General features: G+C 63.8%; 16 protein-coding genes. 8 read left to right on the forward strand and 8 right to left on the reverse strand.

Features of this window, described 5'->3' with window-relative positions; all coding sequences use genetic code 11:
- Positions 1–37: 37 nt before the first annotated feature.
- From AC6BOR_RS11415 to AC6BOR_RS11430, 4 genes are all read right to left on the reverse strand, one after another.
- Entirely contained in the window at positions 38–673 is a 636-nt protein-coding gene (locus AC6BOR_RS11415) for a DUF642 domain-containing protein (RefSeq protein ID WP_498058541.1), read from the reverse strand.
- A gap of 150 nt (positions 674–823) precedes the next feature.
- Positions 824–1,615 carry a LytR/AlgR family response regulator transcription factor gene (locus AC6BOR_RS11420; RefSeq protein ID WP_498058542.1) on the reverse strand — a complete coding sequence of 264 codons (792 nt, stop codon included), beginning with the start codon at positions 1,613–1,615 and terminating at the stop codon, positions 824–826.
- Between the two features lie 3 nt (positions 1,616–1,618).
- Positions 1,619–2,779 carry a sensor histidine kinase gene (locus AC6BOR_RS11425; protein WP_498058543.1) on the reverse strand — a complete coding sequence of 387 codons (1,161 nt, stop codon included), beginning with the start codon at positions 2,777–2,779 and terminating at the stop codon, positions 1,619–1,621.
- A 41-nt stretch (positions 2,780–2,820) separates the two neighbouring features.
- Positions 2,821–4,731 (reverse strand): potassium transporter Kup, encoded by a 1,911-nt coding sequence (locus tag AC6BOR_RS11430; RefSeq protein ID WP_498058544.1) that lies wholly within the window; start codon positions 4,729–4,731, stop codon positions 2,821–2,823.
- A 126-nt stretch (positions 4,732–4,857) separates the two neighbouring features.
- On the opposite strand from AC6BOR_RS11430, the gene AC6BOR_RS11435 reads away from it, so the two are divergent.
- Both AC6BOR_RS11435 and AC6BOR_RS11440 read left to right on the forward strand, forming a co-directional pair.
- Positions 4,858–5,541, forward strand: coding sequence for a DJ-1/PfpI family protein (locus AC6BOR_RS11435; RefSeq protein WP_498058545.1), 684 nt, complete (start codon positions 4,858–4,860; stop codon positions 5,539–5,541).
- On the forward strand, positions 5,538–6,215 hold the full coding sequence (locus AC6BOR_RS11440; RefSeq protein WP_498058546.1) for a hypothetical protein: 678 nt from the start codon (positions 5,538–5,540) through the stop codon (positions 6,213–6,215). Before AC6BOR_RS11435 ends, AC6BOR_RS11440 begins: the two co-directional genes overlap by 4 nt.
- On the opposite strand, the gene AC6BOR_RS11445 is transcribed toward AC6BOR_RS11440, so the two are convergent.
- Positions 6,205–6,705, reverse strand: a complete 501-nt coding sequence (locus AC6BOR_RS11445; RefSeq protein WP_498058547.1) for a hypothetical protein — start codon at positions 6,703–6,705, stop codon at positions 6,205–6,207. The genes AC6BOR_RS11440 and AC6BOR_RS11445 overlap by 11 nt on opposite strands.
- On the opposite strand from AC6BOR_RS11445, the gene AC6BOR_RS11450 reads away from it, so the two are divergent.
- Complete coding sequence (locus AC6BOR_RS11450; protein ID WP_498058548.1) at positions 6,704–7,012, forward strand: hypothetical protein; 309 nt, start codon at positions 6,704–6,706, stop codon at positions 7,010–7,012. The two genes, AC6BOR_RS11445 and AC6BOR_RS11450, sit on opposite strands and share 2 nt — an antisense overlap.
- A 54-nt stretch (positions 7,013–7,066) precedes the next feature.
- A complete protein-coding gene (locus AC6BOR_RS11455) occupies positions 7,067–8,560 on the forward strand; it encodes a S10 family peptidase (RefSeq protein ID WP_498058549.1) in 1,494 nt (497 codons plus the stop codon).
- A gap of 152 nt (positions 8,561–8,712) precedes the next feature.
- Here the strand turns inward: AC6BOR_RS11455 and AC6BOR_RS11460 are convergent, their stop codons facing one another.
- Positions 8,713–9,048, reverse strand: coding sequence for an acyl-CoA thioesterase (locus tag AC6BOR_RS11460; protein WP_086115929.1), 336 nt, complete (start codon positions 9,046–9,048; stop codon positions 8,713–8,715).
- Between the two features lie 158 nt (positions 9,049–9,206).
- Positions 9,207–9,614 (reverse strand): DUF1801 domain-containing protein, encoded by a 408-nt coding sequence (locus AC6BOR_RS11465; protein ID WP_498058550.1) that lies wholly within the window; start codon positions 9,612–9,614, stop codon positions 9,207–9,209.
- A gap of 136 nt (positions 9,615–9,750) precedes the next feature.
- On the opposite strand from AC6BOR_RS11465, the gene AC6BOR_RS11470 reads away from it, so the two are divergent.
- Together AC6BOR_RS11470 and AC6BOR_RS11475 are read left to right on the forward strand one after the other, a co-directional pair.
- Positions 9,751–10,671, forward strand: coding sequence for a PEPxxWA-CTERM sorting domain-containing protein (locus AC6BOR_RS11470; protein ID WP_498058551.1), 921 nt, complete (start codon positions 9,751–9,753; stop codon positions 10,669–10,671).
- A gap of 94 nt (positions 10,672–10,765) precedes the next feature.
- Complete coding sequence (locus tag AC6BOR_RS11475) at positions 10,766–11,983, forward strand: argininosuccinate synthase (protein WP_498058552.1); 1,218 nt, start codon at positions 10,766–10,768, stop codon at positions 11,981–11,983.
- A gap of 318 nt (positions 11,984–12,301) precedes the next feature.
- Here AC6BOR_RS11475 and AC6BOR_RS11480 read toward each other — a convergent pair whose 3' ends face one another.
- Positions 12,302–12,538 carry a hypothetical protein gene (locus AC6BOR_RS11480; protein ID WP_498058553.1) on the reverse strand — a complete coding sequence of 79 codons (237 nt, stop codon included), beginning with the start codon at positions 12,536–12,538 and terminating at the stop codon, positions 12,302–12,304.
- A gap of 53 nt (positions 12,539–12,591) precedes the next feature.
- On the opposite strand from AC6BOR_RS11480, the gene AC6BOR_RS11485 reads away from it, so the two are divergent.
- Complete coding sequence (locus AC6BOR_RS11485) at positions 12,592–13,968, forward strand: site-specific DNA-methyltransferase (RefSeq protein WP_498058554.1); 1,377 nt, start codon at positions 12,592–12,594, stop codon at positions 13,966–13,968.
- Complete coding sequence (locus AC6BOR_RS11490) at positions 13,965–15,077, forward strand: DUF5681 domain-containing protein (protein ID WP_498058555.1); 1,113 nt, start codon at positions 13,965–13,967, stop codon at positions 15,075–15,077. The genes AC6BOR_RS11485 and AC6BOR_RS11490 overlap by 4 nt, the downstream gene beginning before the upstream one ends.
- Positions 15,078–15,355: the final 278 nt, after the last annotated feature.

Below are 15,355 nucleotides of genomic sequence, written 5' to 3' on the forward strand. Positions count from 1 at the left end.
AGGGCCACTGCCGCGCCGGCAGTGGCCCTTTTTCGTATCAGGCAGCGAGGGTGAGCGGACGGCTGCGCCGCCGGGCAACAAGCCCGACCATGCCAAAGCCGAGGATGAGGAGTGCCCAGCCCTTCGGCTCCGGCACCGCTGCGATCTTCACATTGTCTATCACCGCGCCGTAGGGACCGTCGGTGCGGCCGATGAACGAGAAGTTCTGGTCCTCGGCAACCGCAACGAAGGTGACGAAGCGACGGAGCCAGCCCATGTTGGTGGGCGAATTGGCCGCCGTCACGTCGACGGTGAAGTTGGTCACCTGCGCGCCGGACGTGCTGGTGCCGAAGCCATAGGTGGCCGGACCGCCGAGCGGATTGCCTGCCACATCGAAACCGACACGATAGGTACGGCCGACGGTGAGGCCGGTGAGGCGCTGAAAGATCTGGCCGCGATCGGTCGAGGCCAGTTCCACCGAGCGCAGGCCCTTGGAGGCCCGCCACAGGCTGGCGGCCCAGTCGACCCCGAGCGGGCCGACCTGCCAGCCAGTGATATCGGTGCTGGGGGCGGTGAGTTCATCGAACGGGGCACCGGTGAAGTTACCGGTTTCGAAACTGCCGTTTACAAAGCTGACGGCGGCAGCGGGCTGTGCGGCGAGGGCGACGAGCCCAGCGACGAGAAATCTGAACATGATACGCTACTCCACAACAACAGGGGGAAGTCCCCCGTGTCATGTCCTGCAAATATCATGCCACAGCGAATTTCGACGCCGTCGAAGAGAGGAATCCTGTTACAATATTGTGACTGTAAACTCAGGCTAACAATGTTGTGTTTCAATAGGTTACAAAAATCTTGCGACAACATCCCGGTAACTTCTGGAAACTTTTACTTGCGTGCCGCTACCAAGAATCAAGAAACATTCACCATTGGTGTGTGGCTTCACACTTTTGATGTTATCAAGGTTGACGATTGTTGAACGGTGGATGCGCTGGAACTTCTTCGGATCGAGCCGGCGTTCCAGATCCTTCATCGTTTCGCGCAACACCAGCGTCTGATCGGCGGTGTAGATGCACATATAATCGCCGGCGGCATCGATGCGTTCGATATCGGCGACATCGACGCGGAAAATCTGGCCGCGGTCCTTGATGTTGATGATCTTCTCATAGCGGCTGGCCTGAGCCGCTTCGCCCAGATCGTCGGGCAGCGCGTCTGGCGCCACTTCGGACAGGATTTCCTTCAGCCGTTCCGCCCCGGCCATGCCCTGTTTTTCGGCGAGGCGCTGGCGGACGCGTTCGATGGTGGCGGCCAGACGTTCTTCGTCGACAGGCTTCAGCAGATAATCCACCGCCTCGGCCTCGAAGGCTTTCAGCGCGTGCTGGGTGAAGGCGGTGACGAACACGAACAGCGGCGGTTCGATATCGGCGAGGCCGGCGACGACCTGAAAGCCGTCAAAGCCCGGCATCTGGATATCGAGGAAGACCAGATCCGGCTTGTGGGCGCGTACGGCCTTGATGGCCTCGCGGCCGTTGGCGCAACGCTCGATGATCTCGATATCCTCGAACGGTTGCAGGCGCAGTTCCAGGCCCTGGATGGCCAGCGGTTCGTCATCAACCAGGATGGTACGGATCGGCATGGCTTACACCTGTGGTGCTGCGGCCGGCACGGCAACCGGATTTGCGACGAGTGGAGGCTTTGCGGCGAGCGGCGGCGGGCTGCCCTGCGGCGATTGCGCGTCGGTCTGATAGGGCACGTCGATCAACACGATCAGGCCGTGCGGTTCATTGTCGGCCAGTTCGAAGCGATGATCCGGACCATAGCTTTGCGCCAGCCGCTCGCGGATGTTGGCGAGGCCCACGCCGGTGCCGCCGGATTCGGGCGCCACACCGCCCAGCCCCGGCCCGGTATCGGCGATGGTGATCACCAGCCGGTCGGCCATGCGCCGGGCGTCCACCAATATGTCGGCACCGTCTTCCGATGGGGTGACGGCATATTTGATGGCGTTTTCGATCAGCGGCTGCAGCAGCAGGCTGGGCAGCCGTGCTTCCATCACATCCGGCGCGATGTCGAAGCGGGTGCGCAGGCGGCTTTCAAAGCGGGTGCGTTCGATATCGAGGTAGAGTTTGAGCGCTTCGGCCTCTTGCGCCACGGTAGCCAGGCCCTCCCGCTCCCCCACCAGGCTGTAGCGCAGGAAGCTGGCGAGGCGGGACAGCATGGCGTTGGCGCGATCCGTCTGTTTCAGTAGCACCAGGGTGGAGATGCTGTTCAGCGTGTTGAACAGGAAATGGGGGTTGAGCTGATAGCGCAGCATGGCGAGCTGGGCGTTGTTGGCCTGGGCCGCCATGGTGAGCATGCGTTCGGATTGTTCGGCCAGCAGCAGATAATAGTTGATGCCATAATAAAGCCCGGTCCAGGCGCCCAGCACGGAGAAGTCCAGCAGGATGGCGCCGAGAAACTCCACGCCCTTGGGCTGCCAGCCCGGCTGGTAGAAGGTGGCATGGGCCCACACTTCGAGCACCGAAAACAGCGCCGACGCGGTGACCAGCAGCAGCGCGGTTGCCGTCCACGTGAACAGCGGCTTCATGGTGATCAGCCGGCGATAGGCGGCGGCGAGCAAAAGGGTGATGGACGCGCCGGTGGCGGTGACGATGATGGTTGGCAGCACAAAGCCCAGCCCCATCGAATTGGCGAGGCCGGACAGCGAACGCAGCAGGAAATAGGCCAGCCAGCCACCGCCCTGCAGCAGCCAGAAGGCGCGGTTCTTGTCGTGAAAAAAGCCTCGGGCCACGCGCTCAACCATGACGGCACCATAGCCTGACAGGCGTCAAAGGCCAAATATCGTCAGATCTCGACCTGGCTGCCGAGCTCGACAACGCGGTTGGTGGGCAGCTTGAAGAAGTCCATCGCGCTTTCGGCGTTGCGCATCATCCAGCTGAACAGATGCTCGCGCCAGATCGCCATGCCGGGCTTGTCGCTGGCCAGCAGCGTCTGGCGCGACAGGAAGAAGCTGGTTTCCATCATCTTCAGCCGTGGCCCGCAGTTTTCAACCTTCTTCAGCACCGCCGGAATGTCGATTTCCTGCATGAAGCCATAGCGGATGAGGATGCGATAGAAGCCGCCGCCCAGATCGCGCACGCCGATGCGATCCTCGTCGGAGACATAGGGCACTTCGTCGATCACCACCGTCAGGATCATGATGCGTTCGTGCAGGATCTTGTTGTGCTTCAGATTATGCAGCAGGGCCTGCGGCACACCCACCGGACTTGTCGTCATGAACACGGCGGTGCCGGGCACCCGGGTGGCGGCGGCGGCGGCGGACTTGATGAACACGTCCATCGGCATCGAACTGTCGCGCAGGCGATCCTGCATCAGGGCGCGGCCGCGCGACCAGGTGGTAAGGCCGGTGAAGCCGATCAGCCCGATGACCAGCGGGAACCAGCCGCCATCCGGCACCTTGGTGAGGTTGGAGGCGAAATAGGCGAAATCAACCAGCGCGAAGATCGCCAGCAGCGGTGCCGCCCACCAGGCCGGCCAGCGCCAGATGGTGAGCACCAGCACGCCGACCAGCAGCGTATCGATCAGCATGGTGCCGGTGACGGCGATGCCATAGGCGGCGGCGAGGTTGGACGAGGTCTGGAAGCCCAGCACCAGGAACATCACCAGCACGAGCAGCGCCCAGTTGACCGCCGGGATATAGATTTGCCCGAAGGCCGATGCCGAGGTGTGGACGATCTTCATGCGCGGCAGGAAGCCAAGCTGGATGGCCTGCATGGTGACGGAAAAGGCGCCCGAGATCACCGCCTGGCTGGCGATGATGGTGGCCAGCGTGGCCAGCACGACGAGCGGCAGCCGGGCCCATTCCGGCGCCATCAGGAAGAAGGGATTGGCCAGCGCCTCTGGGTGGGCGGTGAGCAGCGCGCCCTGGCCGAGATAGTTGATCATCAGCGCCGGCAGCACCAATGCATACCAGGCCAGCCGGATCGGCTTGGGGCCGAAATGCCCCATGTCGGCATAAAGCGCCTCGGCCCCGGTCACAGACAGCACGACGCTGCCCAGCGCCAGAAAGGCCGCCAGCGGTTTGGCGGCGACGAATGCGACGGCGTGGATGGGGTTCAGTGCAGCGATGATGCCGGGATTGGCGAGGATGTTGACAACGCCCAGCACGGCCAGCGTGGCGAAATAAACCAGCACGATCGGGCCAAAGATGGCGCCCACCTTGGCGGTGCCGCGGCTTTGCAGCAGGAACAGCGCGAGCAGGATGGCAATGGCGATGGGCAGCACCAGCGGCGCCATGCGCGCTTCCACGACCGTGATGCCCTCAACCGCCGACAGCACCGACATCGCCGGCGTGATGATGGCATCGCCAAAGAACAGGGCGGTGGCCATCACGCCCAGCAGCACCAGCTGGGCCGAGCGCGTGTCGCCGGGGGACAGCCGGGAGATCAGCGCGATAAGGGCCAGCGAACCGCCTTCGCCGCGATTGTCGGCCCGCATGATGACGGAGACATATTTCACCGTCACCACCAGCATCATCGTCCAGAAGATCAGCGAGATGACGCCATAGATGGAGGTGGGATCAAGGGCGAGCGGGTGGTGACCCGCAAAGGTTTCCTTGAACGCATAGAGCGGGCTGGTGCCGATATCACCGAACACGACCCCAACGGCGCCCAGCGCCAGCTTCAACAGCGATTGGTCGTGCCCGTGGTGATCAGCATGAGCGGACGCATCCGGCGACGCACCCTGGTTTGACATGCGAATATGCCCACCCGTTGAACAGGCGGCGGCGATTAGCATGGCTCTGGCGATGCTGCAATGCGGCAGCGCTGGCCCCAGCCCTGCCGGCGCGCTATGGCTGCGAGCTGAAAGGGAGTGACGCTGATGCGCATCGGTTTCCTGCTCTATGACCAGCTGACCCAGCTTGACATGACCGGCCCGGCCCAGGTGCTGAGCCGCATGCCCGGCGCCAGCGTGGACTATGTCGCCAAGACGATGGACCCGGTGATGAGCGATTGTCGCCTCGCCCTGATGCCCACCGCCACGCTGGCCGATGTGGGCCAGCTCGATCTGCTGTGCGTGCCTGGCGGCTTTGGCTGTTCGGCGGCGATGAATGATGCCGAAATTCTAGGTTGGCTGCGCACCCAGGCGCCGGGGCTGCAATGGATCACCAGCGTGTGCACCGGATCGCTGATCCTGGCCGCCGCCGGGTTGCTGAAGGGCCGCAAGGCCGGCTGCCACTGGGCCTGGGGCCATTATCTGCCGCTGTTCGGGGCCGAGTTCGTGGCCGAACGCACCGTGTTCGATGGCAACATCATTTCGGCCGGCGGGGTGACGAGCGGCATCGATTTCGCCTTCCGCGTGCTGGCGCATCTGCATGGGCCCGATGTGGCAGCGATGCTGCGGCTGGGGCTGGAATATGATCCGGAGCAGCATGATGGTGGTACGCCCGCCACCGCCCGACCCGAAATCATTGCACAAGTGCAGGCCGCCACGGCCCCGCGCCTGGGCCACCGCGACGCCGAAATGCGGGCCGCTGCTGCCCGCCTGATGGGAGAGACCGCATGATCCGCCTGTTGCCGCTGCTCGCTCTGATCGCTGCTGCCCCGGCATTGGCGGTGCCCACCCCGGTGACGGTGCGGGTGATCAGCCAGGGCGCCAAGTTCATCGGCACTGGCATGGGCGGGGTGGAAGTGACGTTGGCCGATGCCGCCACCGGCGCGCCGCTGGCCAGCGGCCGCATCGAGGGCGGCACCGGCGACACCGCGAAGATCATGCCCGGCGCTCCGCGCGGCATGCCCCAGGCCGATGACAAGACGGCGAAATTTGATGCCATGATCGATATCGATGCGCCGCGCGCCGTGCTGGTGACGGTGAAGGGCCCGCTGAAGCCGGCCGGGGTCGCGGTGACCGCAAGCGCCACCCATTGGCTGTTGCCCGGCCAGCCGGTGGTGGGCGATGGCTGGGTGCTGGAACTGCGCGGCCTCGCGCTCACCGCAAGGCGGGAGGGTGGGCAGGTGGTGGCCGATGTTTCGATGCTGTGCGGCTGCCCGATCGCACCGGGCACCTTGTGGGATGAAAGCCGGTTCCGCCTGAACGCCTGGGTGGGCGGGCAGGCGGTGCCGCTGAAATGGGCGGGGCAGACCGGGCGCTTTGCCGCCGAGGTGCCGGCCGGGGCCAGCTGGGTGACGGCGGTGGACACGCTGTCGGGCGCGACGAGCGCTGCGAAGATCAGCCCCTGAGCCGAAGCGCCCGCGCCGCCACCGGGACGCCAGCCAGCGAAATGGCGGCATCGGCCCAGAACAGCGCCCGCATCATGCCGGCGGTATCGGCCTGCGCCCAGGCCGCGAACGACGCGGCCGAAGCCAGGCCATAGAATAGTGCCAGCCCGGCCAGTGGCCGATCCCGCGTTGCCCGCCAGCGCATCGCCACAACAATCGCGGCCGGCACGAACAGAAACAGGTACATGAACTCGGTGATCGCCACCGATTGCAGCTTCTGCGGGCCTGGCAGATCGGCGGGCCAATCCCGCATGGCATGGGCCAGCCAGGCATACAGGCCGGCCATGGCGATTTCGGCGGCCATCCACAGGCGCAGCAGGGCATCGGGCACGGACGGGCGCGGGTGCGGCATGCCGATGGCATAGCGCGGCAGCCCGCCGAGCGCGAGGCTTGAAGGCCCGCGCGCCACGCCCATCTGTGCTATGATTGCCACCCAAAGGAGCCGACTCATGGCCAATCCGCTTGCCCGCCTTGCCGTTCGCGCTGCTGCCGCCGCGGCCACACGCCAGATTGCCGCCCGGGTGAAGGGCGCCGATCTGGGCCCCATCGGCAATGTTGCTGCCGTCGCCCTGCCGTTTGCGCTGCGCCGCGTCTCGCCGCTGGGCCTCGCCGCCATGGCGGTGGGGGCCTGGGGGCTGGGGCAACTGGCGAAAACGGCCCCGGCTGCCGCCGCGCCGGTGGAACAGCCAAAGCCGGCTCGCGCACCCATCGTCACCCCGCCGCCGATTGCCTGGGCGACGGCGCCTGACGTCTATTGATTGCGCGCCTCCCTCTGGCCGGCTAATCGGTCGGCAGATCTGGGGAGGATGACGATGCTGCGTTTCGTTTCGCTTTTGGCCCTTTCGGCTGCCCTGGCGCTGCCGGCCGTGGCCCAGACCGCTGACAAGCCCGCCGAGAAGATGGACAGCGCCATGCCCACGCCCAACCGCGTGGTGGCCAAGCGCAGCGGCACCTTCGGCGGCGTCAAGATGAACTACACGGCGATCGCCGGCGAAACCTTCCTGAAGGACAAGGACGGCAAGCCGACCGCGGCCATCTTCTCCACGACGTATCTCAAGGACAATCCGGAGCCCAACCGCCCGGTGTTCTTCCTGTTCAACGGCGGCCCCGGTTCGGGCTCGCTGTGGCTGCACATGGGCGCCTTTGGCCCGAAGCGTGTGAACATCCCCGATGCCAAGGATGATGGCGCCCCGCCCTATGACATCACGGACAACCCCGAATCGCTGCTCGACGTGGCCGATCTGGTGTTCATCGATCCCGTTGGCACCGGCTGGAGCCATGCCCTGGGCAAGACCGATCCCAAGGAGTTCTGGGGCGTCAACAGCGATGCCCGTTCGGTTGCCGAGTTCATCCGGCTGTGGCTGAACGAGAATAATCGCTGGAACGCGCCCAAGTTCCTGGGCGGCGAATCCTATGGCACCACCCGCTCCGCCGCCGTCGCTTATGAGCTCAACAAGGGCTATAACGATGTGGCGCTGAACGGCGTCATCCTGATTTCCACCATCCTCGATTTCGGGCTGGAGGCCGAGGATGAAGGCAACGAAATGCAATATATGGGCCTGGTGCCCAGCTATGCCACCGCCGCCTGGTATCACGACAAGGTGCCGAACAAGCCGGCGAGTGTGGAAGCCTGGGCCGCCGAAGCCCGCGCCTTTGCCAGCGGCCCCTACATCACCGCCCTGATCAAGGGGAACAGCCTGCCCGCCGATGAGCGCGCCGCGATCCGCAAGCAACTCGCCCGCCTCACCGGCCTGTCGGAAACCTATCTGGAACAGGCCAATCTGCGCGTCACGCCGGGCCGTTTCTACAAGGAATTGCTGCGCGACCGCGGCCTCACCATCGGCCGGCTTGATGCCCGCTACACCGGCAAGGATTATGACAATGCCGGCGAAGGACCCGACAACGACCCCAGCTTCTATGGCATCGATGCCTCCTACCCGGCGGCGGTGAACGCCTATCTGCGCGGTGATCTCGGCTACAAGACCGACCGCAGCTATGTCTCCATCGGCGGCGTTGGTGCCTGGGATTGGCGGCTGGGCAATGGCCGCGATGCCTATGTCAACGTTGCCCCCGGCCTTGCCCGCACGCTGCGGGAAAACAGCCGCACCAAGGTCTGGGTGGGCCAGGGCTGGTATGATTTCGCCACCCCGTTCGCCTTCGCCGAATATTCGATGAACCGCCCCGGCTGGCCCACCGACCGGGTGGAATATCATTATTACGACGCCGGCCACATGATGTATGTCCACGGCCCCAGCCGGGTGAAATTGTCAAACGATATCCGGGATTTCATCCGCCGGCAGAAGTGAACGGCGCCGCCGGCCACGGCGGGGCGCGTTGCTCGACACCTCTCCCGGCTGGGGAGGATCGATTGACGGCGTGGGCGCATGAAAACGAACGGGTCAAGGGTCTGCGACCCTTGCCGCCGGAGGCTTTTCCTTGTGGGTGATGCGCTTGCGTCTCAGGCCGGCGGGACCACGCGGGGTTTGCCGTCGGCGTCGATGGCGACGAAGATGAAGCGGGCGTGGGTGACCTGGGTGCGTTCCTCGGCGGAGCGGGGGCGGCGCCAGGCTTCGACTTCGATGGTGATGGAGGTGCGGCCGACCTTGACCAGATCGGCGTAGACGGTGACTTCATCGCCGATGCGCACCGGTTGCAGGAAGGTCATCGCCTCCACGGCGACGGTGGCGCAGCGGCCCTTGCTGCGGCGGGCGGCGGCGATGCCGGCGGCCATGTCCATCTGGGCCATCAGCCAGCCGCCGAAGATGTCGCCGGCCGGGTTGGCATCGGCCGGCATGGCGGTGATGCGGATGGCGGGTTCGCGAAAGCCGTCTGGTGTTGCCAAGTGATGCCCCCCGATGTGATGCGCTGTGATCCGTCCCCGGTCGCATCCTATCGTGAGGGCTGATGTGGAAACCAATGTGGCAAAATGTGTCTGGCGCCGGTGGTGGCCGATCACAGCGGGTGGCGCTCCGCCATCATCGCCCAGGAGCGGCGGGCCATTTCGGCGAGCACGTCCATGTCCACATCGGCGAGTTTCTTGACATAGAGGCATGAGACCCCGGTGGTGGCCTTGCCCAGGGCGGCGAGCAGGTCGGCCTGGCCAGTGAAACCGTCCATCAGATAGAGGACGTGCTGCGCCTTGCGGGGCGAGAAGCCGAGGCGGGGCCAGGGGCCGGTCTTGCTGGTGTAGGTGCCAAAGCCGATGATGCTGGTGCCCCAGAGGATGGGTGGGTGGCCGCTGATGGCTTCAAGCAGGGCGCCGATGGCCTGTGCTTCCTCGCGGCGGCGTGGGGGATCGAGGGCGGCCAGATAGTCCGGCACGCTGGCTGTGGTGGCGACGGTCTTGGGTGTGGCGGCCATGGCAGTTCCTTTCGCCTGATCGAGTATCACCCTTCCGGTGGGCAGGCGGCAAGTGCGACGGTTAACGAAATAATTTGTCAATATTTGCATTTGGTGGTTCCCTGCCATCCGGGGCGATCGCCCCCGGGGGCAGGGCATGATCACATTGCTGGTTCGGGTGGCTTTTGCCGCCGGCTTGATGGCGTTGGGTGGCCCGGTGGTGGCAACCGTAAGCTTTGGCAAGCAGCAGGCCACGGTTTCGGCCGTCAATGAAATCGGCGGCTTCACGGTGAATGACCCGGCGCTGACGCAGCAGGGTTACGACGCGGCGTTGGCCGGGTCCGGTTCGACCATGTCGGTTCTCGTCCAGTCCAACAGGATCATTGGCCGCAACTTGGCGAGTGTGATCAATCCCACGATTGCGCCTGATGCGATATCGGCCACGGCATCGATCACGTCATCCATTCAGCCGCCGCAATATGCGGGCTATCCCAATGTGGCGTCGGCTTCGGGTGTGGGCAGTGTCATCGCGCTCAGCAGCCTGACATCGGTGACGTCGATCTTCCAGGCGCGCGCCATTCAGCAGCTGCAGCCAGCCGACGCTTCAGTCTATGCGACATCAAACAACGGTGCCGTCTTGATCCAGCATTTCAGTCTGGCGGCTGCGATGGAGTTGCGATTTCAGCAGCCGACCCTGACGCTGACCGCCATCCAGACCAGCTTCAGCATATTCGAATACCGCCCGGTCGATCCTGGCACTGTGCCGCCTGGCTCTGGCCCGGTCACCCTGAACCCCTATGTGAACATCTTCCAGCGCGACAGCTTGTCGGGACCGATCGGCAGCTTTGCCATGCAGTTGGGCGTGGGAGACTATTATATGCAGATCGAGCAGAGGCTGGTCCAGATGATCAACGGGCCAGACGCGGCCGCAGCGGACAACACGGGTGAAAGCTGGGTTGATGTCGGCTTTGTGCCTGGTGGGACCATCGTTCCGGAGCCGGCGACCTGGCTGATGATGCTTTTGGGATTTGGCCTGGTCGGGGCCTGCGCCCGCCGACACGGCGTTGCCGCCGCCTGACCCTGGTCGACGCTGAATCGGTTGCAGCGCCGGGGCCACGCGTTATAGCGCCTTGGCAAACGGGCCGTGCGCCCTGGCAGCTGAAAGGTCATCCATGTCCAAGGTCAACAAGGTCGTCCTCGCCTATTCCGGCGGGCTGGACACATCGGTCATCCTGAAGTGGCTGCAGACCGAGTACAGCTGCGAGGTGGTGACCTTCACTGCCGATCTGGGCCAGGGCGAGGAGCTGGAGCCGGCGCGGGCCAAGGCGCTGATGCTGGGGATCAAGCCGGAGAATATCTTCATCGACGATCTGCGCGAAGAATTCGTGAAGGACTTCGTGTTCCCGATGATGCGGGCCAATGCGCTGTATGAAGGCCTGTATCTGCTCGGCACCTCGATCGCGCGGCCGTTGATTGCCAAGCGCCAGATCGAGATTGCCAAGGCCGTGGGCGCCGATGCCGTGAGCCATGGGGCGACCGGCAAGGGCAATGACCAGGTGCGCTTCGAGCTGGGTTATTATGCGCTGTCGCCCGATATCCGCATTATCGCGCCTTGGCGGGAATGGAATCTGACCAGCCGCGAGGCGTTGATCGCCTTTGCCGAACAGCACCAGATCCCGGTGGCGAAGGACAAGCGCGGCGAAAGCCCGTTTTCGACCGATGCCAACCTGCTGCACACCTCGTCGGAAGGCAAGGTGCTGGAGGATCCGTGGGAAGAGGTGCCGGATTATGTCTACAGCCGCACCAATCACCCGGAAGAGGCGCCGGATGCACCCGAATATATCACCGTGGATTTTGAACGCGGCGATGCGGTGGCGATCAATGGCGAAGGGCTGAGCCCGGCGGCGTTGCTGGCGAAGCTGAACGAGTTGGGCAAGCGGCATGGCATTGGCCGGCTGGACCTGTTGGAGAACCGCTTTGTCGGCATGAAGAGCCGCGGCATGTATGAAACGCCGGGCGGCACCATCCTGCACATCGCCCACCGCGGCATCGAGCAGATCACGCTGGATCGCGGCGCGGCGCATCTGAAGGATGAGCTGATGCCGAAATATGCTGAGCTGATTTACAACGGCTTCTGGTTCGCGCCGGAGCGGGAGATGCTGCAGGCCGCCATCGATCACAGCCAGGAGAAGGTGACCGGCACGGTGCGGCTGAAGCTGTACAAGGGCAATGTGGGCGTGGTCGGGCGCAAATCGCCCTACAGCCTCTATTCCGCCGGCATCGTGACGTTCGAGGATGACCGCGGCGCCTATGACCAGCGTGATGCGGCCGGCTTCATCCGGCTGAACGCGCTGCGGCTGCGGCTGCTGGGGCGGCGCGACGGGCGCTGAACGCGGGTCCAAAAAAACCGGGGGGTGATCCCCCCGGTTGTTGCTTCTGGGTGGTGCGCGACGCAGTCCGAAGGTGAGAGCTCTCACCCTGATATTCCCTGTTATTGAAGTTTTTGGAGGCGCTTGATCGCCCCTGGCTCGGCTGATCTGCGCCGAGAAACGCAATACTCTGCGTGGATTAGCACTACAGGGGATCGCCAGAGGGCGCCAATTCCCTGTTGCGAAAACAGGGAATTCCTCCGCCTCGAACAGGGAATTCCCCCCTCCCGAGCAGGCAATTTCGCCCCTTTTGGCCCGATTGTGTGGAGTGCAAGCCCCTTATCCCGCTTGGAATCCGGCCATTTCGAGACAGAAACCGCCAATAGCGGGATGCAAAACCGGAATATCGGGATGCAATCGCGGTGTTTCGAGACGGCAGGCGGTGATATCGAAGCTGCAAGCGCCGGTTGCGGGACGGTCCCTGGGAATTTCGGGACGGCAGGGTGCTTTAGGGAGATCCAAAATGCGCAAATGGGATGGAACATCGCGCGGGCTTTCGGCGTCAAGCTTGTTCATGATACGTACTGGTTTGGCCTTATGTGGCCAGCTGCACGCCAGGGAGGCTGCCAATGCCTGAGATCGTCAATCAACCCTTGAGTGCCCTACGCCCGTTCCCAAGGAACGCGCGCACGCATAGCAAGAAGCAGGTGCAGCAGATTGCGCGGAGCATCGAGCGGTTCGGGTTCACCAACCCGGTGCTGGTCTCGGACAATGGCGAGATCATCGCCGGCCACGGCCGCGTACGGGCCGCGGCTCTGCTGGGGATGCAGACAGTGCCGACGATCGCGCTGTCGCATCTGCCGGAGGCGGAGCGACGTGCCTATGTGCTCGCTGACAACAAGCTCGCGCTCAATGCCGGCTGGGACAGCGAGATCCTGGCCATCGAACTGCAGGGGCTGATCGATCTTGATTTCGATGTGACCCTGACCGGGTTCAGCCTGGCCGAGATCGATTTTGCCATCGATGCTGCCAATGACGCCAAGCCGGTAGGCCGTTCCAGCGCCGATGACCGCATCCCGCAACTGCCAGAGCACCCCGTCACGCGTCGCGGCGAGCTTTGGCAACTGGGCCGGCACCTGCTGCTCTGCGGCGATGCCCGTGATGCGGATGCCTATGTCCGGCTGCTGGGCAATGCCCGGGCCGACCTGGTGTTTACTGACCCACCCTATAATGTGGCCATCGACGGCCATGTCTCCGGCTTGGGCAAGGTCAAGCATGCCGAGTTTGCCATGGCCTCAGGCGAGATGAGCGGGAGCGAGTTCACGGCATTCCTGCAGCAAAGCCTGGGCGCAATGGCCAACGTGTGCCGGGACGGTGCCATCGCGTTCGTCTGCATGGACTGGCGCCACATGGGCGAACTCCTCAGCGCTGGGCACGTCGCGTTCAGCGAGCTCAAGAACCTCGTCGTCTGGAACAAGACCAATGGCGGCATGGGGGCGTTCTATCGCTCCAAGCACGAGCTGATCTTTGTCTGGAAGGTTGGGACTGCTCCCCATACCAACACGTTCGGCCTGGGCGAGACCGGGCGCTATCGCACCAATGTCTGGGACTATGCCGGCATCAGCTCGATCTCTGCGACCCGAGCGGAAGAGCTGGCCATGCACCCCACGGTCAAGCCGGTGGCGCTGGTGGCTGATGCCATCAGGGACTGTTCCAAGCGCGGCGAGATCGTGCTGGACGGCTTTGGCGGCTCTGGCTCGACCCTGATCGCCGCCGAGAAGACAGGCCGGCTGGCCCGGCTCATCGAATATGAACCCGGCTATTGCGACGTGATCATCCAGCGCTGGCAGCAGATGACCGGCAAACAGGCAACGCTCGCCGGCGACGGGGCGACATTTGAAGACGTCGCGGAAGTGCGGGCAGCCGAGGCAAAGGCTGCCAAGACCCAAGCTTCACAATCCGTCCAATCGGCAGATGCGTATTTGGCAGAAGGAGCTTTGGCATGAGCAAGCGCGGTCCCAACGGGTTGCGCCCGGAGCCTCCAGATTATCCGGTCGGCTACGCCCGACCGCCAGCCGAACACAAGTTCAAGCCTGGGCGTTCCGGCAATCCGAAGGGACGGCCGCGCAAGAACAAGGATCAGCATGAAAGTGCGGTTCAATGGGGCACGTCATCGCGCGCGTCTGGCCGGGTGCTCTATGAAGAGGTGACCGTCACCCAAGGCGGCAAGGCTAGGAAGATGCCGCTGATCGAAGCTGTGCACCGTCGTCGGGCCGCCGACGCGTTGAAAGGCGGCAACCGGCTTTTGCAACGAGAGGTGATCGCAGCAGCCGACGCGGAGGAGAAGAAGGCCCTGCAGGCTGAGTTTGCCCTGTATGAAGAATATAAGCGCAAGAAGAGCGAAGGCCAGAGAGCGATTGAGCAGGCGCGGCGGCAGGGGAAGCCCGAGCCGTTTCTGCTGCCTCACCCTGACGACATCATTCTCGACGATGATATGATGACGTTTCGGGTGGATGGTCCGGTGTGTCCGACCACCTTGGCGATTGAGAGGTGGCAGGCCCAACTCCGGGACCATCTGGCCCTGCGGTACGTTTACCAAATGCGGTTTCCGTCGCTGATCCTTCCCGTCAAACCCGGCGGGCACATGACTTATGGAGAGGGCGCCCAGGTCATGAACGAGGGCTTGTGCGCAAGGCTGCGTTGGGATGAGAATGGGTTCAGGAAGGTGACCGAGGCGCACAAGGTCAAAGGGTTCCGGCTCATGGAGCGCGACATGACCGAAAGCCAGGCAGCGCTGGCGAAGACCTGGCAGACCGAGCCCGCGTTGGAACCACTACGCAAGCAGAAATCCTATGCCGGCATGGTGGAGGGCCTGTTGAAGTTCAGAACGCGGGGCCAAGAGCGACGCCTTTGGCAAAGCTACCACGATCGCCTGCGGTGGGCGTTCGAGACCATCTATGGTCTCAAATATGTGGCTTCGATGCCCAAGCGTGCGAGCTTGAAGCCCTATGCGGTGCGGGAAGCCGAAGACCAGAAGCTCTATGCAACGGCTCCGCCCGATTTGCTGGAAAAATGGACTGGAGAAATGCGGAAGATCGTCGACGCGATCAAGTAAGGCGACGCCAAGCCGTTGGCTTCAAGTTCGGCATGAGACCGAAAGCCTTTGCGTCCCTGGCCTAAATGGGGTAGTGACACAGTGCTGCCTGTCCGGACCGGCGGGCCGCCGCATAGGCCGCAGCAGGCCTTCATCAGTGTCGGCAACGGTCCAAAGCCCGGCTTCTCCGCCGGGCTTCTTATTTGATGGGCTGAAATCTTGACCGAGTTCAGACAGCAAGCGGGGTCAGATCAGCCAAATATGACCTTGTCCAGCTTGTCCGCCTTGCCTGGCTTTAC

It is taken from the genome of Sandarakinorhabdus sp. FBCC-B8862 (assembly GCF_059745315.1).